This window comes from Exiguobacterium sp. S3 (genome assembly GCF_018617295.1).
Taxonomy (GTDB): Bacteria; Bacillota; Bacilli; order Exiguobacteriales; family Exiguobacteriaceae; genus Exiguobacterium; species Exiguobacterium profundum.
The window spans coordinates 463,513-484,388 of sequence record NZ_JACSJW010000001.1 but is presented as its reverse complement, the minus strand read 5'-3'; the positions used below and the strand labels follow the sequence as shown (position 1 = coordinate 484,388).

The 20,876-nt window shown below is 47.4% G+C and carries 23 protein-coding genes; 19 read left to right on the top strand and 4 right to left on the bottom strand.

Annotated features, from left to right (window positions below):
• The first annotated feature begins 118 nt into the window (after positions 1–118).
• From speD to KNO65_RS02560, 7 genes are all read left to right on the top strand, one after another.
• The gene (gene speD, locus KNO65_RS02590) at positions 119–505 is read left to right on the top strand and encodes an adenosylmethionine decarboxylase (RefSeq protein ID WP_012726707.1); all 387 of its coding nucleotides are present in this window, start codon (positions 119–121) and stop codon (positions 503–505) included.
• A 112-nt stretch (positions 506–617) separates the two neighbouring features.
• Positions 618–989 carry a hypothetical protein gene (locus KNO65_RS02585; protein WP_031423166.1) on the top strand — a complete coding sequence of 124 codons (372 nt, stop codon included), beginning with the start codon at positions 618–620 and terminating at the stop codon, positions 987–989.
• 12 nt (positions 990–1,001) lie between these two features.
• Positions 1,002–1,469 (top strand): transcriptional regulator NrdR, encoded by a 468-nt coding sequence (nrdR, locus tag KNO65_RS02580; protein ID WP_012726705.1) that lies wholly within the window; start codon positions 1,002–1,004, stop codon positions 1,467–1,469.
• A 40-nt stretch (positions 1,470–1,509) separates the two neighbouring features.
• A complete protein-coding gene (locus KNO65_RS02575) occupies positions 1,510–2,862 on the top strand; it encodes a DnaD domain protein (RefSeq protein ID WP_012726704.1) in 1,353 nt (450 codons plus the stop codon).
• A 4-nt stretch (positions 2,863–2,866) separates the two neighbouring features.
• Positions 2,867–3,781 (top strand): primosomal protein DnaI, encoded by a 915-nt coding sequence (gene dnaI / locus KNO65_RS02570; protein WP_074036533.1) that lies wholly within the window; start codon positions 2,867–2,869, stop codon positions 3,779–3,781.
• A 299-nt stretch (positions 3,782–4,080) separates the two neighbouring features.
• The gene (gene thrS, locus KNO65_RS02565) at positions 4,081–6,024 is read left to right on the top strand and encodes a threonine--tRNA ligase (RefSeq protein WP_074036535.1); all 1,944 of its coding nucleotides are present in this window, start codon (positions 4,081–4,083) and stop codon (positions 6,022–6,024) included.
• 103 nt (positions 6,025–6,127) lie between these two features.
• Positions 6,128–7,000, top strand: coding sequence for a DUF1002 domain-containing protein (locus KNO65_RS02560; protein WP_084543060.1), 873 nt, complete (start codon positions 6,128–6,130; stop codon positions 6,998–7,000).
• A gap of 30 nt (positions 7,001–7,030) precedes the next feature.
• Here the strand turns inward: KNO65_RS02560 and KNO65_RS02555 are convergent, their stop codons facing one another.
• Complete coding sequence (locus KNO65_RS02555; RefSeq protein ID WP_012726699.1) at positions 7,031–7,240, bottom strand: hypothetical protein; 210 nt, start codon at positions 7,238–7,240, stop codon at positions 7,031–7,033.
• 341 nt (positions 7,241–7,581) lie between these two features.
• On the opposite strand from KNO65_RS02555, the gene infC reads away from it, so the two are divergent.
• The 9 genes from infC to pheT all read left to right on the top strand — a co-directional run bounded on the left by infC (position 7,582) and on the right by pheT (position 15,133).
• Positions 7,582–8,112 carry a translation initiation factor IF-3 gene (infC, locus tag KNO65_RS02550; RefSeq protein WP_012726698.1) on the top strand — a complete coding sequence of 177 codons (531 nt, stop codon included), beginning with the start codon at positions 7,582–7,584 and terminating at the stop codon, positions 8,110–8,112.
• A 30-nt stretch (positions 8,113–8,142) separates the two neighbouring features.
• Positions 8,143–8,337 (top strand): 50S ribosomal protein L35, encoded by a 195-nt coding sequence (rpmI, locus tag KNO65_RS02545; protein ID WP_012726697.1) that lies wholly within the window; start codon positions 8,143–8,145, stop codon positions 8,335–8,337.
• A gap of 28 nt (positions 8,338–8,365) precedes the next feature.
• On the top strand, positions 8,366–8,725 hold the full coding sequence (gene rplT / locus KNO65_RS02540) for a 50S ribosomal protein L20 (RefSeq protein WP_012726696.1): 360 nt from the start codon (positions 8,366–8,368) through the stop codon (positions 8,723–8,725).
• Between the two features lie 86 nt (positions 8,726–8,811).
• Positions 8,812–9,066 (top strand): hypothetical protein, encoded by a 255-nt coding sequence (locus tag KNO65_RS02535; RefSeq protein ID WP_147536666.1) that lies wholly within the window; start codon positions 8,812–8,814, stop codon positions 9,064–9,066.
• 24 nt (positions 9,067–9,090) lie between these two features.
• On the top strand, positions 9,091–9,573 hold the full coding sequence (locus KNO65_RS02530) for a dUTP diphosphatase (RefSeq protein WP_012726694.1): 483 nt from the start codon (positions 9,091–9,093) through the stop codon (positions 9,571–9,573).
• A 19-nt stretch (positions 9,574–9,592) separates the two neighbouring features.
• A complete protein-coding gene (locus tag KNO65_RS02525) occupies positions 9,593–10,672 on the top strand; it encodes a M42 family metallopeptidase (RefSeq protein ID WP_214781554.1) in 1,080 nt (359 codons plus the stop codon).
• A gap of 1 nt (position 10,673) precedes the next feature.
• Entirely contained in the window at positions 10,674–11,420 is a 747-nt protein-coding gene (locus KNO65_RS02520; protein WP_214781552.1) for a TrmH family RNA methyltransferase, read from the top strand.
• 302 nt (positions 11,421–11,722) lie between these two features.
• The gene (gene pheS / locus KNO65_RS02515; protein WP_214781550.1) at positions 11,723–12,745 is read left to right on the top strand and encodes a phenylalanine--tRNA ligase subunit alpha; all 1,023 of its coding nucleotides are present in this window, start codon (positions 11,723–11,725) and stop codon (positions 12,743–12,745) included.
• Positions 12,746–12,757: 12 nt separating this feature from the next.
• Positions 12,758–15,133 carry a phenylalanine--tRNA ligase subunit beta gene (gene pheT / locus KNO65_RS02510; RefSeq protein ID WP_214781548.1) on the top strand — a complete coding sequence of 792 codons (2,376 nt, stop codon included), beginning with the start codon at positions 12,758–12,760 and terminating at the stop codon, positions 15,131–15,133.
• 41 nt (positions 15,134–15,174) lie between these two features.
• Here the strand turns inward: pheT and KNO65_RS02505 are convergent, their stop codons facing one another.
• The 3 genes from KNO65_RS02505 to rnhC form a co-directional block, all read right to left on the bottom strand.
• On the bottom strand, positions 15,175–16,197 hold the full coding sequence (locus KNO65_RS02505; RefSeq protein ID WP_074036553.1) for a PTS sugar transporter subunit IIC: 1,023 nt from the start codon (positions 16,195–16,197) through the stop codon (positions 15,175–15,177).
• Positions 16,198–16,498: 301 nt separating this feature from the next.
• Positions 16,499–17,311, bottom strand: a complete 813-nt coding sequence (locus KNO65_RS02500; RefSeq protein WP_078147177.1) for an alpha/beta fold hydrolase — start codon at positions 17,309–17,311, stop codon at positions 16,499–16,501.
• A 71-nt stretch (positions 17,312–17,382) separates the two neighbouring features.
• Positions 17,383–18,297, bottom strand: coding sequence for a ribonuclease HIII (gene rnhC, locus KNO65_RS02495; RefSeq protein ID WP_455331779.1), 915 nt, complete (start codon positions 18,295–18,297; stop codon positions 17,383–17,385).
• Positions 18,298–18,416: 119 nt separating this feature from the next.
• On the opposite strand from rnhC, the gene KNO65_RS02490 reads away from it, so the two are divergent.
• Genes KNO65_RS02490 through KNO65_RS02480 form a run of 3 tightly spaced genes read left to right on the top strand, consistent with a single transcriptional unit; the run spans position 18,417 to position 20,860 of the window.
• Entirely contained in the window at positions 18,417–18,815 is a 399-nt protein-coding gene (locus KNO65_RS02490; protein ID WP_214781544.1) for a hypothetical protein, read from the top strand.
• A complete protein-coding gene (locus KNO65_RS02485) occupies positions 18,815–19,336 on the top strand; it encodes an NfeD family protein (RefSeq protein WP_214781542.1) in 522 nt (173 codons plus the stop codon). The genes KNO65_RS02490 and KNO65_RS02485 overlap by 1 nt, the downstream gene beginning before the upstream one ends.
• 3 nt (positions 19,337–19,339) lie before the next feature.
• Positions 19,340–20,860, top strand: a complete 1,521-nt coding sequence (locus KNO65_RS02480) for a flotillin lipid rafts scaffold protein FloT (RefSeq protein WP_074036561.1) — start codon at positions 19,340–19,342, stop codon at positions 20,858–20,860.
• Positions 20,861–20,876 lie beyond the last annotated feature (16 nt).

Genomic DNA, 20,876 nt, shown 5'->3' with positions numbered 1-20,876 from the left:
CTTAAAGGGTTAGGACCTCTTAGGACTAACTTGCCCCCGTGGTTGTGGGCGATTCAGGCACAAAGTGAGTGATCATCAACTACTTTGAGACCATTGATGTAAAGGGGGATCCACTAATATGGATACTATGGGACGTCACATTATTACAGAACTTTGGGAGTGCAATCCCGACAAATTAAATGATATCGACTACATCGAGCGTTTGTTCGTCGATGCTGCTCTTCGTTCGGGCGCTGAAGTCCGCGAAGTTGCATTCCACAAATTTGCGCCACACGGTGTAAGTGGAGTCGTCATCATTTCAGAATCACACTTAACGATTCACAGTTTCCCAGAACATGGCTATGCGTCAGTTGACGTGTTTACATGTGGAGATCGAATCGATCCGGCTACAGCATCGCAGTATATTGCTGAAGGATTGGATGCAAAAGTACGTGAAGATGTGAAACTTGAGCGTGGAATGGGACCAATTCGTGTTCCGGAAGCGCAAGTGGCAATCAGCAAATAAATCAGATTGACCTTTTGAGGCTGACCGTTTAACGGTCAGCCCTTTTAATTGTTTTGTTGTCGCCTTAATTTTGATATGCTTAACGTATATAACTCAGGCGTTGAGGTGGATTATGGGACTGTTAGATAAGTTACAAACACATATTGAAACGAAAGATACACATAAAAATGAAATGCTCCAAACACGTTACTATGCGGCATCGTCACATGCGATGTTGCAATGGTTAGAAGGAAAAATTCAAGAGAACGGTCAGACGGTTCGTCGAATCGATGCGAATCGAGGAGAACTTTCGTTTCTCGGAGAAGGCTGGGACGGGCTCATCACGATTGTACAAGTGGATGGCGGCCGGACGGCTGTCGATTTTACATTAAACCGTGAACAGCGACTCGGTGCAGACCTCTCGCAAATTGTATCGCACTACTACGAGGCGCTCACGCAACAATTCCCGTTACGTGCCATTGGTAATAAAACAGTCGAACGATAAGGAGGTTTGAGCATGCGTTGTCCGAAATGTGATCATAATGGAACGAGAGTGCTCGATTCCCGTCCGGTGCAAGACCATTATTCGATTCGACGTCGTCGTGAATGTGAAAAATGTGGGTATCGGTTTACAACGTTTGAGACGGTTGAACAGACACCGCTCATCATTGTTAAAAAAGATGGAAATCGTGAAGAGTTCAGTCGTGAAAAAGTGCTTCGCGGCATTATTCGGGCGTGCGAGAAACGACCTGTCACACTTGAACAGCTCGAAGGGGTTGTGACGAAAGTCGAACAGCAACTCCGTGCCCTCGCCCAGTCAGAAATTCCAAGTGAACAAGTAGGCGAGCTTGTGATGAATGAACTTGCACGAGTCGATGAAGTCGCATATGTTCGGTTTGCATCGGTTTATCGTCAATTCAAAGACATCACGGTGTTCTTTAAAGAACTTGAAGATTTAATGAAGCAAGAAAATTCGACCAACTAAAGGGCGGCCTGCTGGTCGCCCTTTTTCAAGGGAGAGAGCCATGGAGAAAGAACGTACAATCTTTGGGACGGACGAATTGTTAATCATGAGTACCGGTCTAGTCGACCGTGAATCGTACCAGTCCCTTTACCACTTATATCAACCTGTCATCGGGGTGAAGGCGCTCGCACTCTATCAAACGTTATGGAGCGAACTAAAACCGGGCAAAATGAAATCCAACTATATGTCCCATAGTGCATTGTGTGAGATGTTGGAGTTCTCCATCAATGAGTTAATGGACAGTTTGTTCCGCTTAGAAGCGATCGGATTAGTGCGAACCTATAAAACAAAAGACGCTCGATTGACACAATACGTTTATCAGTTACGTGTTCCGCTTGCACCGCACACGTTTTTGAATGATGGGTTACTGTCGAGTTTCCTCTTCTATAAAGTCGGGGAAGTACGATTCAAACAACTGCAAGGGCGTTTTACGATTGATCCGTTGCCCGCAGGCATCGTCGAAGTGACAAAGGATTTCAATGAAGTATTTGATGTCAAAGGAGTGAACCATCGTGCGTTCACACAAAAAAATTATGAAAAGCCGGACCGGGCTAAGATTGAGATCAACTATTCGTTCGATATGGAAATTGTGAAAAAACTGACGAATTTTCCAGTTGGATTTTTCACGAAAAAATTAGACGAAACGATCACAAAATTGGCCTACGTGTCACAACTCGATGAAGAGACGATGGCGGAAATGTTGAAAGAATATTTCGTACATGAGGCGTACCTGCCACTCAGCGAACAAGAGAAGCGGGACGGTTGTCGTCAAATGGTTCTGCAGTTGAAGAAGAAACAGACGCGCCACCGGAAAGAGAAGACCGTCGAACTTGAACAGACGAAACTAGGAGATTTGCATGATCCCGAAGTGATGGAGTCCGCACACCCACATCAATATGTCTCGACGCTTCGGAAGACCCCGCAACTTTCAAAAAGTGATGAACAGTTAGTCATTGAACTCGTCGACACACTCGGTCTCGCGCCAGGGGTTATCAATGCGCTCTTCTATTACTGTATCGAAGTGAAGAAGCAGACGAGGCTGAGCGAGAACTATGTCTTGCGCATTGCGACGAGTTGGAAAACAGCGGGCTATACGAATGCAAAAGAAGCGCTAGAGCGTGAAGAATCTCAAGATGCGCTCATCGAGAAGAAACAGCAAAAACGTGAGAGTGTGCAACGCACCACAGTCGGGTCACGACGGAAACCCCAACAAGGGGATATGCCGAAATGGCTCGAGGACGAGGCGAAACAACAGCGCTCATACGACCAAGCGAGGAAAAAAGAACTCGAGTCGTCCGTACCGGATGACGCGGAACTTGTGAAACTATTAAATGAATTGAAAGAGAAGGGGTGAGGGGATGGAACGAATCAATCAGTCGCTGTCTCAGTTGATGAACCGAAAAGAAGTTCGGGAGGCGTACGAGTCGATTCGCAGACGTACACTGAACCACCCGGGTGTCATCGCATTTTTGAACGCTCATCCAGAGTTAGAGGAGAAGGCGATTGAAATCGGGTTTACCAAACTGAGTGAGTACGCGGAACAGATGGATGGAAAAACGTTCAGAGAAGATCAGGCCGTCATCCCAGGCCATCAACCGGTACTTTATGTCGATTTAGGACAGATTGCAATTCGATATGAAGAAACGGTCGCACATCGCCAGGCGAGACGACAAAAAGAAATGGACCGTAAATTCAAAAGTTTGTTTTTACCGGAAGAAGTTCGCGAGGCGAGTTTCGAATCTTTCGATTGGGGCGACGACGCGCGTAAAATCGCATTGCGTGAAGCGATGCGATTTGTAACAGGGATGAAGTCTCGTCAAAAAGTGAACGGCCTCTATCTCCATGGTAGTTTTGGCGTCGGGAAGACATATTTACTCGCCGCAATCGCCAATGAGTTGAAGGTGGCGGACATCGAGACGATTCTAGTCCATGCTCCGGGCTTTGTGTCGGAGGCGAAACGCAAAATTCGTACCGAGTCGTTCGACTCTTTCTTGACGTCGTTTCAACATGTGCCAGTCTTACTGATTGATGACATCGGAGCTGAAGCCATCAGTCCGTGGGTACGAGATGAATTGTTCGGGATCATTCTTCAGTATCGGATGATGCATCGCTTGCCGACGCTCTACAGTTCAAACTTTAGCGGAGAAGAACTCGAGACGCACTTTTCAATCGATGGTTCGCCGCAAAATAAAATGAAGGCACAGCGACTCATGCAACGTATTTCCACGACGACGACCCAAATTGAGTTAAAGGGTGAAAATCGCCGTCGGTAAAGGATTGTTTTTCTTTGGTGAGTTGACTATACTAAGAAGCATATAAAGGATGCATAGAAGAGGATATGGATCATCGAGACGAGTTTTAGCGAGGGAAGGGCGGTGGAAGCTTCCTAACGACGACGATGGATTTACTCCCTCAGAGCACCGTACGGGTCAATCGTGCGGCGATTCACACTCGTTATCGTGTGTTCGAGCCAAGCAGATTGCTTGGGAACGAGGGTGGTACCACGAGAATCAAAGCTCGTCCCTTTTTGAGGGATGGGCTTTTTTTATATTCATTTTTTGAGAGGGGACAGATGTACATGATTCAATTAACATTTCCAGATGGCGCGGTAAAAGAATTTGATGCAGGCGTCACAGCAGAAGACGTCGCGGGCTCGATCAGTCCGGGACTTCGTAAAAAGGCAATCGCAGCAAAACTAGACGGAGAACTCATCGACTATCGTCGTCCAATCGAACATGACGGCAAAATCGAACTCGTGATGCCGGACTCGGAAGATGGTCTTGATTTGATGCGTCACTCGTCAGCGCACTTGATGGCTCAAGCGATCAAACGGTTATACGGAGAAGACAACAACATCTATCTCGGAATTGGACCGACGATTGAGAACGGGTTCTATTACGATATCGAGATGGATCGTCGCATCAATGAGGAAGACCTTCCTGAAATCGAAAAGATGATGAAACGCATCGTCGACGAAAACTTAGAAATCACACGTGAAGTCGTTTCCCGTGACGAGGCGCTCGCTCGTTATAAAGAATTGGGAGATCCGCTCAAGATTGAGTTGATTGAGGACATTCCTGCTGATCAAACCCTTACAATCTATCATCAAGGTGAGTTCTTTGACCTTTGCCGTGGACCTCACGTCCCGTCAACATCGAAGTTGAAAATCTTCAAATTGATGAGCGTGGCTGGTGCCTACTGGCGCGGGGACTCAGACAATAAGATGCTACAGCGTATTTACGGGACAGCGTGGGCGACGAAAGAACAACTCGCTGAACACTTGCGTCTTCTTGAAGAGGCGAAAGAACGCGACCATCGTAAACTCGGGAAAGAACTCGACCTCTTCTTCGTTTCACAAGAAGTCGGTCAAGGGCTTCCGATGTGGCTTCCGAAAGGGGCTGCGATTCGTCGTACGGTCGAGCGCTACATCGTTGATAAAGAACTCGAACTCGGATATCAACATGTCTACACACCGGTTCTCGGTTCGGTCGACTTGTATAAGACATCTGGTCATTGGGATCACTATCAAGACGACATGTTCCCGAAAATGGAGATGGACAACGAAGAACTCGTCCTTCGTCCGATGAACTGCCCGCACCACATGACAATCTACAAACATGAGCCACGTTCGTACCGCGAACTTCCACTTCGAATCGCTGAGCTTGGCGGGATGCACCGTTACGAGATGTCAGGGGCGCTCACAGGTCTACAACGTGTTCGTTATATGGTATTGAATGATGGACATACGTTCGTTACACCTGAACAGATGAAGCAAGAATTCAAAGACATCGTTCATTTGATTCAAGAAGTATACGCTGACTTTGGCATAAAAGATTATCGTTTCCGTCTCTCGTATCGCGATCCTGCTGATAAAGAGAAGTATTTCGATAACGATGCCATTTGGGAAATGGCACAAAGTCAGTTGAAGGAAACGATGGACGAGCTCGAACTTCCGTACTTCGAAGCAGAAGGCGAAGCGGCATTTTACGGACCGAAACTTGACGTACAAGTACGGACGGCACTTGGGAAAGAGGAGACGCTCTCGACTGTCCAACTCGACTTCTTGCTTCCGGAACGTTTCGATTTGACATACACTGGGCCAGACGGTAAGGACCATCGTCCAATCGTCTTGCACCGTGGTGTCGTCTCGACGATGGAACGGTTTGTCGCTTACTTGATTGAAGAGTATAAAGGCGCGTTCCCGACATGGCTCGCACCGGTCCAAGTCAAGTTGATCCCGGTTTCACACGTCCACGACGAATACGTCGCAGAAGTGAAAGCAGAACTTGTCAAACGTGGTGTTCGTGTCGAAACGGATCTCCGTGACGAGAAACTAGGCTATAAGATTCGTGAAGCACAAATGAAGAAGATTCCGATGACGCTCGTTCTTGGCGATAAAGAGCGAGATGAGCGTGCGGTCAATATTCGCCGCTACGGTCAGCAGGAACAAGTTTCTGCTTCACTTGATGAATTCATCGCATCGCTCACAGATGAGATTGCGAACCGTTCACGTTAAGTGAGGGACCACCTTTCCAACCAGAAGGGTGGTTTTTTTCGGTCTATAGACGGATGTGTATTTGGTCATCTACACGTATCGTAAACGTAAGGAGTGATACTTAATGAATTATATGAAGCCAGTATTGGCACTTACTATTGGAGCGGTTGCGTTCACAGGAGCGCTTCCGAAAGTCGGAGCGGAGGCAATCGTCAATGATACGATTGTAACCCTTGGTGAATCATTATCTTCAGAGCAACAAAAATGGGTACTTGAGCGTATGGATGCCCCAGAAGGAATCGAACCCATTATCGCGACTGCCGCAGATGAAGAAAAGTATTTAGGTGATTCGGTCCCGCAAGCACAGCGTGGAGGCGGCATGTACTCGTCTGCCCGAATCAAGTTGACGAACGGGACTGGTCTTGATATTCAGACGGAAAACGTGACGTGGGTCACGAAAGATATGTATGCGAACGCCCTCGTCACGGCGGGTGTGACGGATGCCGATATTTATATCACGTCACCGATTAACGTGACGGGTACCTCGGCCTTGACGGGAATTATGAAGGCATATGATCAGACCGCGGCCGAGACCGGGATTGAACTGTCGGATGAACGAAAAGAATTGGCGCAAGAAGAGCTGGCGGTCACGTCTGAAATCGGTAAGACAGTCGGACAAGAGGACGTAGCAGGTCTCATGAACGAGATTAAAGCGGAAATCGCAAATCAGATGCCGGAGACAAATATTGAGATCCGTGACATCGTCATTCAAGTATTGAACCAAAATAACGTCCAGTTGTCTGAGGGCCAACTCGATCAACTGACGACACTATTCGAAAACATGCAGCAAGCAAATCTTGATTGGTCAGCGATCAGTAGTGGATTGAAAGATGCGGGTCAAGATGTGCAGGCATTCCTCGAACAAGAAGAAGTAAAAGGATTCTTCGCCCGATTGTTTGAGGCGATCGGGAACTTCTTCAAGTCACTTACAAACTAAGTGGTACTAAAAAAGGGCGCATGCCCTTTTTTAGTACCACCGTTTATGGATATAATTTTGAGCCGACTCGTGGTCATCGACGATTTTTAAAGTGATGCGATTCATTTCTTCTAGTAAGTCTGTCAATACCGCCTGTAATTTTTCGTCTTCTAACCCATGTGCTTGCATCGTCTTACTGACAATCTGCTGGACTTGATCATGGTAGTCATGTTCTCGCGATACATCTTTTCGCCAGTTCATGTCGATCCCTCCTTTGATATTTCATTATTCCCTTTGAAAAGGTATTGCGAAACGAGAGAATGACTGGTATCATCATAAAAGTGTGAGCTACCAATTATTCATGCGCGATATCTTGACATCTTTTCCTGCTAGTGCTAAGATGACATAGTGATTAAAAACAACAAAGCAGAAGCACCCGCTTTTCACCTCGTCTGAGAGTCATCAGGCAGGTCCATCAAGTTCTTGGTTCATTCGGCATCGTCTGCCGTTTTATGACCTCAACTGATGTGTGGGTGGGAAACTGCCGACGCTTTTTTTATTGCCATGTTGTCTTGTCAATCTAAATCTCGTGCAATCGCACGATGGAGGTGCTAACCATTAGCAAAGAGCTCTTTATCAACGAAAACATTCGTGCCCGTGAAGTACGTCTCATTGGCGCAGACGGTGCACAACTCGGTGTGACATCACGTAACGATGCGTTACGTTTAGCTGAAGAAGCGGAACTAGACCTCGTCTTAGTCGCGGATAAAGCAAATCCACCGGTCGCTAAAATTATGGATTATGGGAAGTACCGTTTCGAACTCCAGAAAAAGGAGAAAGAAGCGCGTAAAAACCAAAAAGTCATCCAAATGAAAGAAGTACGTCTCAGTCCAACAATCGAGGACAACGATTTCCAAACAAAATTGCGTAATGCACGCAAGTTCCTTGAAAAAGGAAACAAAGTGAAGGCTTCGATTCGTTTCCGCGGACGTGCCATCACACACTCGGAAATCGGGAAACGTGTTTTGGACAAAATGGCAGCGGAATGTGCCGATTTGGCAACAGTTGAACAAAAGCCGAAGATGGAAGGACGCAGCATGTTCTTAGTGCTGGCTCCGAACAAAGAAGATTAATTATCGATTCTCAGTGGGGAGGAAATACTCATGCCGAAAATGAAATCGCACCGCGGTGCTTCAAAACGTTTCAAACGTACAGCATCAGGTAAACTCAAGCGTTCACACGCTTACACAAGTCACTTGTTCGCAAACAAATCGACTAAAGCGAAACGTAAGCTCCGTAAAGGCGCTATCGTATCAGCTGGAGACTTCAAACGCATTCGCAACATGATCGCGAAGTAATACAGAAACAATTTAGGAGGGAATCCATATGCCACGCGTAAAAGGCGGTTATACGACTCGTCAACGTCGTAAAAAGCAAATTAAACTTGCCAAAGGATACTTTGGTTCGAAACACATTCTATTTAAAGTAGCAAAACAACAGGTCATGAAGTCACTCATGTACGCTTACCGTGACCGTCGTCAGAAGAAACGTGATTTCCGTCGTCTTTGGATCACACGTATCAATGCGGCAGCACGTACAAACGGTCTCTCATACAGCCGTATGATGCACGGCCTCAAGCTTGCAGGAATCGACATCAACCGTAAGATGCTTGCTGAGCTTGCTGTGACAGATGCACAGGCATTCGCGTCACTCGCTGAAACAGCTAAATCAAAATTGAACGCGTAATCGTTCAATCGACAGCGCCGAGACACTCTCTCGGCGCTTTCTTTTTTCTTTAGAATTTCTTAGAATTAAGAGAAGGAGGAAAGCGTATGAATCAATCGGTTGTTGCCATCGTCGCCTTAGCGCTCATTGTCTTGAACGTTTACACCTATATCCAAGCGAAACAGTATACGCAAGGGAAAGGTGACTTTAACGTCCTATTCGCCTATGCAGGAGGAGCCATCGGTGCCTTGTTCGGTCTTCATCTGACTCGGAAGAAGACGGTTCATGCCCCAAAACTGCTTCAATTACAAGTATTGATTTTAGCAGTGGGCTGGTCTTTAATGATTTTAGTACTGCTATAAGTGGAGATAGAGGAGGAACATCCGGTGAACTGGACAACATTGTTTGATCGGCAGCGCGAATTAGACGAGCGGATCAAAGCACAACATGGATTATCCGGCAATCAATTCGATGAACGGTTACTGGCGCTGCTTGTCGAGCTCGGTGAACTGGCTAACGAAACACGTAGCTTTAAGTTTTGGTCGAAGAAAGGACCGTCGCCTCAAGATGTGATCTTAGAAGAATATGTAGACGGCATTCATTTCTTACTGTCACTTGGTCTTGCGCTTGGGTATGAACGAGATGCGTTTCCTGCGGGAAGTTCATATCTTGATGCGACTGATGCTTTTTTAGATATTTATCGAAAAGTGACGAATTTTGGTCTTTCAAAAACGGAAGCCATGTACGAGACGCTGATGGCAGCTTATCTCGAACTTGGTTATACGCTCGGTTTTAATGAGCAACTCATTTTGCTGGCATACATGAATAAAAATGAAGTAAACCATGAGCGACAAAATCAAGGATATTAATGAAAAGGAGCGGATTGGTATGAATGAATCGTTACATATGTTAAAACGTTTGACGGATGCAACAGGCGTCCCGGGCAATGAGGGAGAAGTCCGTCAATTGATGCGTGAATACCTCGAGCCGCATGTCGAGTCGTTTGAACAGGATGGACTCGGAAGTTTATTTGGTCAAGTGACTGGAGATGCTGAAGGTCCGCGTGTCATGATTGCGGGTCACATGGATGAAGTCGGCTTCATGGTGACACGTGTGGAAGAAGGCGGTTTCCTTCGTTTCCAAGCGCTCGGTGGCTGGTGGAACCAAGTGCTGTTGGCACAGCGAATGGATGTTGTCACACGGTCTGGTGAAAAGATTCCCGGTGTCATTGGTGCGAAACCACCTCACGTCCTACCGCTCGAGGCACGAAAAAAACCCGTTGAAATCAAAGATATGTTCTTAGATATCGGTGCCACGTCGAAAGACGAAGTGGCTGATTGGGGAATTCGTCCAGGCGATACGGTCGTGCCCCATTGTGAATTCACTGTCATGAAAAATGAGAACTTCTTGATGGCGAAGGCATGGGACAACCGAATCGGATGTGCGATTGCCATCGAAGCAGCAAAACGTCTGAAGGAAGAATCGTTCCCAGGCGTCGTGTATACAGGAGCGACAGTACAGGAAGAGGTCGGGTTACGTGGAGCGGTGACCGCTGCCAACTTGATTCGCCCGGATGTCGCGATTGCTGTCGATACAGGCATTCCAAGTGATACGCCGGGGATGACCCAAGCAGAAGGGTTGTCAAAACTCGGGGACGGGGTTCAAGTCATCTTCTTTGATGCGACTACCGTCACGAACCCACGCCTTGTCGACCTCATCGTTGACGTGGCCAAAGAGCAAGACATCAAATATCAATTGGACTTAACGCCAGGCGGTGGTACAGATGCTGGGCGATTCCATCTTTCTGGGATTGGGATGCCGGCCATCGCATTGACAGTGCCGGTCCGCTATTTACACACGAACGTGTCCATCATCCATAAGGATGATTACGAGGCAGCGGTACAACTCGTTGTCGCATTGACGAAACGTTTAGACCACGAAACGGTCCAATGGTTGAAAGAGGGATAATATGACGAAGATTACGTCTACGAAGAGCGAGACGATTAAACGATTAAAACGATTGATGACGAAAAAAGGTCGTCAAGAAACGGGTCAATTCCTAGTAGAAGGAGAGCATTTGGTGGACGAGGCCATTCGTGCCGGTCGACTCGTCCAACTCATCATGGCTGAGTCGTATTCACCAAAAGGAACGTGGCGACTTGAAGATATGCCAGTCCTCGAGTTATCCGACCACGTTGCGGACCTTCTTTCCGAAACGGAAAAGACCCAAGGCGTGTTTGCCGTTGTCAAGATGACACCGGTGGAACGAACAATGAAGAAAGTACTCGTACTAGACCGAGTACAGGACCCGGGTAATCTCGGTACGATGATTCGGACAGCAGATGCTGCCGGATTCGATACGGTGTTACTCGGGAAAGGTACGGTCGATCCGTTCAACGCCAAAGTCGTACGTGCCACACAAGGTTCACTGTTTCACGTGAACGTGACCTCGGTCGACTTGCTTGAAAAGTTACCTGAGCTGAAAGAGGATGGATTCCACGTCTACGGCACAGCTCTCTCAAAGGCAACATCGTATGAGCAAGTTGCATTCGAAGACAAAGTGGCCCTCGTCATCGGGAATGAGGCACAAGGGGTTCATGCTGATGTATTGGCACTCTGTGACACACGTGTGCATATTCCGGTGCTTGGTGATGCAGAATCGCTCAACGCGGCGGTCGCTGCGGGTATTTTAATGTATCGCATCGCTTTACAATAATCTTGTCAGCACGTGAAAAACGTGATAGGTTAAACACATCGATGAATAAGATATGACGTTGAAAGAACATAGTAAGCGAATGACCGATTCCGTTCAGGGAGCAAGGGCCGTGACTGAGAGCCTTTGCCGGATTCGTCGCTGAATTCACTCTGGAGTCGTGTTGGAGACAACACCGGTTTGGCATCACGATAACGATGCTCTCAAGTGGGCCATGAATTGGCCAAGTAGGGTGGTACCGCGATGATTCGTCCCTTCAGTCAACGACTGAAGGGACTTTTTTATGTAGAGGAGGAAGCGAACATATGAAAGAACAATTAGAACAGTTACAAGTGGAAGCGTTAGAAGAAATCAAACAAGCATCCACACAAAAATCATTGAATGACGTCCGCATCAAATATTTAGGGAAAAAGGGACCGATGACTGAAGTACTTCGTGGCATGGGTAAATTATCTGCTGAGGAACGTCCGGTCATCGGTGAGTTGGCCAATACCGTTCGTACCGCGATTCAAAGCACACTCGATGCTCGAATCGAAGAAGTGAAGGCGATTGAATTAGAGGAAAAGTTAAAAGCGGAAACGCTTGATGTGACACTCCCGGGACGGACATCGACTCCTGGCCATAGCCATCTCTTGCAACAAATCATCGACGAGATGGAAGATTTGTTCGTTGGACTCGGATATACGATTGCTGAAGGTCCTGAAGTCGAGACCGATCTCTATAACTTCGAAATGCTTAACTTGCCGAAAGATCATCCGGCACGAGACATGCAAGACTCGTTCTATATCACGGAAGAGACGTTGCTTCGTACTCATACATCTCCCGTACAGGCTCGCACGATGTTGGAGGCGAACGGAAAAACGATTCGCATCATCTGTCCAGGTAAAGTGTATCGTCGTGATGAAGACGATGCGACGCATTCGCATCAATTCATGCAAATCGAAGGATTGGTTGTCGATGAATCCATCTCGATGGCTGACTTAAAAGGGACACTCGAAGTGTTCGTGAAGCAGTTGTTCGGTGAAACGCGCGAAATTCGTCTTCGTCCAAGCTTCTTCCCGTTCACGGAACCATCGGTCGAAGTCGATATCTCTTGCTTCAAATGTGGCGGGAAAGGATGTAACGTCTGTAAAGGAACCGGTTGGATCGAGATTCTCGGAGGCGGAATGGTCCATCCTCATGTCTTAGAGATGGCTGGCTATGACTCATCAAAAGTGTCAGGATTCGCATTCGGAATCGGAGTGGAGCGTATGGCGATGCTCAAACACGGCGTCGATGACATCCGTCATTTCTACACAAATGACTTACGTTTCATCGAGCAATTCTAAGGAGGAAGACAGATGTTACTTTCAAAAAAATGGTTGAATCAATATATTGATGTATCCGATTTAAGCGGCGAAGCGCTCGGTGACTTGATTACGAAGAACGGAATCGAAGTCGAAAGTGTGACAAATCGTGGGGAAGGACTTTCTGGGATCGTCGTCGGACGGGTCCTTTCATGTGAGAAACATCCGGAAGCGGATAAGTTAAACGTGACGAAAGTGGACATCGGAGAATGTGACCCTGTTCAAATCGTCTGTGGCGCACCGAACGTGCGCGAAGGGCAACATGTGATCGTGGCCAAAGTTGGCGCACGCTTACCAGGACTAAAAATCAAAAAAGCAAAACTTCGTGGTGTCGAATCACAAGGGATGATTTGTTCACTCGAAGAGCTCGGCTTTGAGAAGAAACAAATTCGGGAAGACGAGCAGGATGGGATCCACACATTCCGTGAATCCGTACAAGTCGGAGCAGATGTGCTCGATTTACTCGACTTGGACGATGAAGTCATCGAACTCGGTTTGACTCCGAACCGTTCAGATTGCTTGAGCCTCTATGGAATCATTCATGAGGTTGCGGCCATCTTAGAACGTCCATACACGTTGCCGACGGCAGATGTCACGTCATCATCACCATCGGAGGTATCTATCGAACTTGCGACACCGAACTGTTCATATTACGCAGCTCGTGAAGTCAAAGGGGTAACGATTGCAGAGTCGCCACAATGGCTAAAGAATATCTTGATCGCAGAAGGTGTCCGTCCAATCAACAACATTGTCGACGTGACGAACTACGTGATGCTTGAAATCGGACAACCGCTTCACGCATTCGATGCGAAGAAACTCGGCAACTCGATTGTGGTCCGTCAAGCCGAAAATGGAGAAGAAATGGTCACACTCGACGACGTGACGCGCACGCTCGATTCATCGATGATGGTCATCACGGACGGGCAAGCCCCGGTCGCCATCGCAGGCGTCATGGGTGGTGCCAATACAGAGGTAGATCTTTCAACGACAGATATCGTTTTAGAGTCAGCGTACTTTGATCCGGCATCCGTACGCAAGACGAGCCGTACGCTCGGTCTTCGTTCAGATTCAAGCGCTCGTTTCGAAAAAGGCGTTGACCCAGAACGTGTCATGCTCGCGCTTGACCGTGCTGCGCAATTGATTGTCGAACTCGGTGGAGGAGCCATTCATGATGCGGTGCGTTCAGGTGAAGCCGAATCACGTGCCCGAGAAATCCAAGTGTCGATTGACTATATCAACAAGCGTTTAGGGATGACACTCGATCGTCAGACAATCGTTCACATCTTAGAGCGTCTCGGTCTCGCGACAGAAGGGGATGACGTGCTGACAGTACACATTCCATCGCGCCGTCCGGATTTAGAGCTTCCGGCTGACATCACAGAAGAAGTGGCACGTCTATACGGATATGATAGTCTCCCGTCGACGTTACCTGCCTCACAATCGAAAGGGTATTTGCCAGCAATCAACGTACTGCGCAGACAGACACGTCGTTTGTTACAAGGAGTCGGCTTATCACAAGCCATTACTTACTCGTTAACGAGTGAGGCGCATGCGACACGTTTCGGTGGAAAAGACGATCAGCTCGTCCGATTGGCGATGCCGATGAGTGAAGAACGCTCTGTCCTTCGTACGTCGCTCATCCCTGGATTGTTGGAGGCAGCGCGCTACAACACGGCGCGTCAACAATCGAACGTCGCACTTTATGAAACAGGGCGCGTCTATACGGAGCACGGAGAAACGTTACCGCGTGAGAAAGAACGGGTGGCCGGCGTTGTCACAGGTCTTTGGATGGACCATCGTTCGCAAGGAACACGGGTCCCGGTCGACTATTTCGTCGCAAAAGGGATTGTCGACACGTTAGTCCAAACGCTTCGCCTAGATGTCACGTATGAGGCCGTATCGATGCCTGACATGCATCCAGGTCGCACAGCGAACATCTTGATGGCCGGAGAGGTCATCGGATATGTCGGACAAGTGCATCCAGGAACATCAAAAGACGTCTACGGTATGAAGGAAGTGTATGTATTCGAACTCGACCTATTGGCACTTCATGGAGACGAGACACTTCTTTATCAAGACGTACCACGTTATCCTTCGATTTCACGAGATTTGGCACTCGTCTTATCACGTGAGATTCCGGCTGGGACAGTGGAACAAACGATTCGCCAAGCGGCTGGTCCACTCTTGATTGACCTCGTCTTGTTTGACGTCTATACAGGGGAGAATGTTGGAGCGGATGAGAAATCGATTGCCTTCTCACTCAAGTTCCAAGACCCGTCACGAACGTTACAAGATGAAGAAGTAACGGCAGCATATGAAACGATCGTTGAGGCGGTCCGTGCGACACACGGCGCTGAACTTCGAGCGTAAAAAATAAGGAGCGTTGTCCACCTGTGACAACGCTCCTTTTATTATTGAATCTCAAGTGCGAGATCGCCGAACTTGGTCCATCCGACAAGACTCGTCACACGATAAAGAGCCCATGTAATGAGTGCAGGGAGTACGACGCCGGTCATCGTGAAGATGAGAAAGGCATCCAACCCTTGGACCGCTAAAATCTGAAGCGGGGCAATCAAGGAGTTGAGCCCGAGACCCGCAATTTCATATGGGACTTGGAGTGAGAACATCAAAGTAGCAATCGGTGCGGAAATCATCGCGGCGATAAACGGTGGGACGACGATTCGTGGGTTTTTGATGATATTCGGAAACTGCACTTTCGGTGTGACAAAGAATGAGGCGACCAATCCACCTGGGTCGGTTTGACGATATGCCATTAAGGTAAATCCAACAAATTGAGCAGAGCAACCGATCAAGGCAGCGGCGCTAGCGACAGGGTCAAGTTGAAGCGCGATGGCGAGTGCGGCAGATGATGCAGGCGACATGAGCATGACACTGAAAACAAGTGCGATGACAAGAGATGTGGCAATCGGTGAAGTTTCAACAGATGCGGTGATCCCTTGGCTGATTGAGTTGATAAGAGGAGTCGTGACCGCTGCCGCAGCAACCCCAACAATGCCGCCACCTAAAACGGCTGTGACCGGGACGACCATCATATCAAACTTTGTTTTGCCGAGGACACGTTTTCCGAGCCATACAGCGGCAGCCGCTGCAATCAGTGCGCTAATCGGTTGACCTGGAACGAGGACGAGTCCGCTTTCTGACGCTTTTAAAGCTGCACCGCCAATGGTTGCAGCAATCATGGCGCTAAATAGGATGAGCGTGTTGCTTCCGAGTTGAAACGCGACGCCAGCGCCTAAAGCAGGTGCCAACAATGATTTGGCGACTTGTCCAATCTGTACGAGCATCGCGATTCCGCTCAAATTACCAATCGTCTCAATCAATAAACCGACACCGAGCGTGACGAGTACGGCATTTGCCATACCTGCTGAAATTTTTACCATTCGATCCATCATATACTGCTTCACTTCCATCATCTCCTCTATATCTTTATGTCAACAAAAAAACCTATCCATCAAGGATAGGCGCGGTTTCAACCTGCAGGCGCCTGTCCGATTACCACGGGAACAAGGGCCTGAAAAGTCGTTTTTTGAAAACAAAACGATTTCAGTCCCTCAGTCGAATAATAATCAGCAGGCTGTTCATATGTACGGGATTGGACATTTCGAGCATCTCCTCTTCGTTGGATTTGCTAAAGAATACCATCTATTTTTGTAATAATCAATATTTTCTGAAAATAAACACAAAAAAATTCAGGAAGCCCAGTGGCGTCCTGAATTAGCTCATTTGTAATGAGCGTGCTTGAATCTGATCGTCGATAAAATTCATCGACAATGCATTGAATTGATCGGGTTGGTCTACATTGACCACATGACCAGAGTCTGCAACGATTTCAACATTGGCTGTCGGTTGATGTTTCGCTGTCCGCTCGACAGCTTCAAGAAACATATAATCCTCATCACCCATAATATACAAAATCGGGACGTTCGTTTGAATCGAAGTGAACTGATTCAATAAAGGATTAATATTTTCCGTCATCTTGAACCAACGGATAAACTCACGTTGACATAAGTTCGCCGCATCGCGGACGAACATCATCCGAGACTTCTTGTGACGCTTCTTCGGGAGTAAAATCCATGCGAATAATTTATATAACCACATATAGGGGACGAAGTTTTGCACGAGACTACCAAGTCGGATGAGCAACGTGGAGCGCACATTAAATTTTACAATGGCTCCGCCGAGGACGACTGATGCGATTCGATCCGGATAGTGCTCAAACATCGCCTGAATCACAATCGTCCCTAAAGAAAGACCGACCATGTGCCCTTTTTCGATACCTAAGTGATCCATGACTTCAATCACGTCTTTGGCAACGACATCAAACGTATAGGCATTCAATGGTTGTTTGAGCGACTGTTCAGCATCGTATGAACCGCCATGACCGCGTAAATCGACGAGCAGGACATTATATTTTTTACGGAAGGGACGAAGTTGGCGATACCAATGCGATAAACTTCCTCCGGCCCCATGTATAAAGATGACCCAAGGATGGTCATCACTAATCGTGTAGGTTTTATAATGCAACATGAACGCTATCCTCCAAAAATTTTAAGTTCATTTAACCGTAAAACGAGTATATCATACTTGATGTCGAAGCTCTACAAACGACGTTCATTCAAGTTGATGGCTTTCTTTGTATTCGCAAAATGGACTTTAGCAATCTTTTGTAAATAATCCTGTCCATGACCTCGAATGATTTGAGCGGCGACTTGGTCGACTTTTGCTCCTGCCCCTTTCGGGAGGGTCAATCCTACTTGTTTACTTAGTTTGTCCATTTCTTTTAAGAAGAAGGCGCGAGCTAAAATGGAAGCAGCTGCGACGGCGACATGAAGACCTTCTGCCTTGGTTGAAAAGTAGACATCGTCGCGCACGATATCCCGCTCTGCCCGCAAGTGTTGATAGTATACCGACTTCTCTGCGAATTGATCGATGAGAATGGCATCGGGTTTCTGTCCGATTTTCTCAAGTAACGCTCGAAGTGCAGCATTATGGGCGATGGCGGTCATTTTACCTTGTGTCATCGTCCGTTGCATGTTGTTATATGTTGGATTATGCAGTGTTGCTTTTTGATAGGGAATCGTAGCGTGTAAATCTTTTGCAATCCGGATGATTTCAGGGTCGGATAACTGTTTTGAATCTTTCACGCCGAGTTCTTTGACGAGTGCGATTTGATCGCGTGAGACAAAAGCCGCTACGACGACGAGTGGTCCGAAGTAGTCTCCTTTTCCGACCTCGTCGCTTCCAATGACAGACCAACTTGAAAATCCTTCAGGTAAGAGGGTGTTCGGTGCGGATGCTTGTTTCTTCTCAGCAGGTAGTCCCCATTTCACTGCCTCGGTCTCAGCATCTTTTCCTTGGAACATCACTTTCCCTGATTGATAAACCGTTACGACAAATCCCGGTGTCTTGGCGCTGAATGTCGCATATGGTGGTGGCGCGACTGCATACTCATGGTACATCTTTTTTAGTTTTTCTTGTGATGCGGTTGATAGCTTAATGACTTGGTTGCCCAACATGAGCACTTCCTTTCTGTCTGGCAAATTCATTTTACATTTTTTTATGATTTTTTGAAACCGAAGATGAGGTTTTATCGTATATGGAGGTGAGTAGAGAAAAGTGAGGTGAGGTGGACGTGTGGTGGCGCGATGACACGCAACGAGATGAGGTAGAGGAATTATACAAGCACATTCTCGAACTCGAGTCGAGAATTGCTAAATTAGTAGCTCATCAAGTGAGAGTGCGTCGGCTACTGATGCAAGATTCTTCTGAGGGCGTGACGGATCAAGTCGTTCAAGTTCAAAAAGAAGTGGAATATTTTTTAAACAGGATGCGACTCGAACGACAAGAACTTGTCGACATATACAATCGGCGACGGATTGAACGTTCCATTGGTCGAGTTCGAGAAGTGAACGACTTATCCACTTCATCACTGTCGGAGTGGGATGAAATTGAAGATCGGCTTGCATTAGAAGTCGAACAACTTCGACGCGTACTGATGATGGAACAAAAACGTCGACAGGAGGGGTGGTAATGGAGGCAATCGATCAACTTTATTGGTGGGTGTTGATCATCGCTGGTCTTGGAACCTTCATTTACATGATGTTTTCCGATGCGTTCGATATGTTTGAAGGTTGGTTCAACCCTGCAGTCATCCTATCTTTCTTGGCACTAGGGGCAGGAATTGGGCTCATCTTAAACGCATTGGCTCACGTTTCCCCGATGATTGGGCTCGCTGTCGCATTGGTCGGGTCTCTTGCTCTGACGACGCTTCTCTATTTGTTTGTTCTCTTACCGCTCTCAAATGCGGAAGAGTCCATTGGTTTGACGGATGAGGCATTAGTTGGACGTGTCGGACGATTGACCGTGCCCATTCCTGAAGGCGGATACGGTGAAGTCTTGATTGAGACAGTGACGGGATCGCTTTTAAAGACGGCTCAAAGCTTAGACGGTACATCGATTTCGACAGATCATCGGGTAGTCATCATTGAAGTAAAAGGCAATATCGCAATCGTCATGCCATATGACGAACCTACAATTCGAGAGGAGATATAACACATGAATACGGCTATTTTAGTCAGCATTATCGTCGGGGTCATCATTCTCGCACTTGTGTTTGTATTCGTACTAAAATATCGCACAGTCGGACCAGATGAGGCACTGATTGTGACAGGTAGTTATTTAGGCAAGAAAAATGTACATAGCGATACATCCGGTAACCGCGTCAAAATCATTCGTGGCGGCGGGACATTCGTCTTCCCAGTATTCCAGCAAGCAGAACCGCTCAGCTTGCTCTCAAGCAAATTAGAGGTCACGACACCTGAAGTGTATACAGAACAGGGTGTCCCGGTCATGGCAGACGGAACAGCCATCATTAAAATCGGCGGATCAATCAGTGAAATCGCGACAGCGGCTGAGCAGTTCCTCGGAAAACCGAAGATTGAACGTGAAAATGAAGCGAAAGAAGTGTTAGAAGGCCATTTGCGCTCGATTTTAGGTTCTATGACCGTTGAAGAAATCTATAAGAACCGTGACAAGTTTTCGCAAGAAGTTCAACGAGTTGCATCACAAGACTTAGCGAAGATGGGGCTAGTCATCGTATCATTCACCATCAAAGACGTTCGAGATAAGAACGGATACTTGGAATCGCTAGGGAAACCGCGTATCGCCCAAGTGAAGCGTGATGCTGATATCGCGACAGCAGAAGCAGATAAAGAGACGCGCATCAAACAGGCGGAAGCAATGAAAGATGCGAAGAAGGCCGAGCTTGAGCGTGCGTCTGAAATCGCGGAAGCTGAGAAAGAGAACCAACTTCGGATTGCGGCTTATCGCCGTGAGCAAGATGTTGCCAAAGCGCGGGCCGACCAAGCGTATGAGCTTGAGGAAGCGCGTGCGAAACAAGAAGTCACTGAACAGCAGATGCAAGTTCAAATTATCGAGCGTCAAAAGCAAATCGAGCTCGAAGAGAAAGAAATCATGCGTCGTGAGAAACAATATGATTCAGAAGTGAAGAAAAAAGCCGATGCGGATCGATACTCGATTGAACAGTCTGCCGCTGCGGATAAGGCACGTCAAATCGCAAGTGCGGATGCAGAGAAGTATCGTATTGAAGCACAGGCGAAAGCCGATGCGGAACGCGTACGTTTGGCAGGTCTTGCAGAAGCGGATTCTGAACGTGCGAAAGGTGAGGCAGAAGCTGAAATTATCCGCTTGACCGGTCTTGCCGAAGCGGAAGCGAAAGAGAAGATTGCCGAAGCCTTCGCGCAATACGGGCAGGCTGCGATTCTCGATATGGTCGTCAAGATGCTTCCTGATTATGCGAAAGAAATTGCATCGCCACTTGGAAACATCGATCAAATTACGGTCGTCGACACGGGGAGCGGTCAAAACGGCGGTGCCGGGAAAGTGACAGGTTACGCAACCGACCTCATGGCGTCGCTTCAACAAACATTAAAAGCTTCTTCGGGCATTGATATGAAAGACTTGCTTGAGAACTTTGCGGGGAAAGGGAACGTTGCAACAGCTCCTACACCGGAGCGTGAATTAGCTGATACAACGGTTGCTGCTTCAAAAGAATAAGTGTAAGAAGCCATGG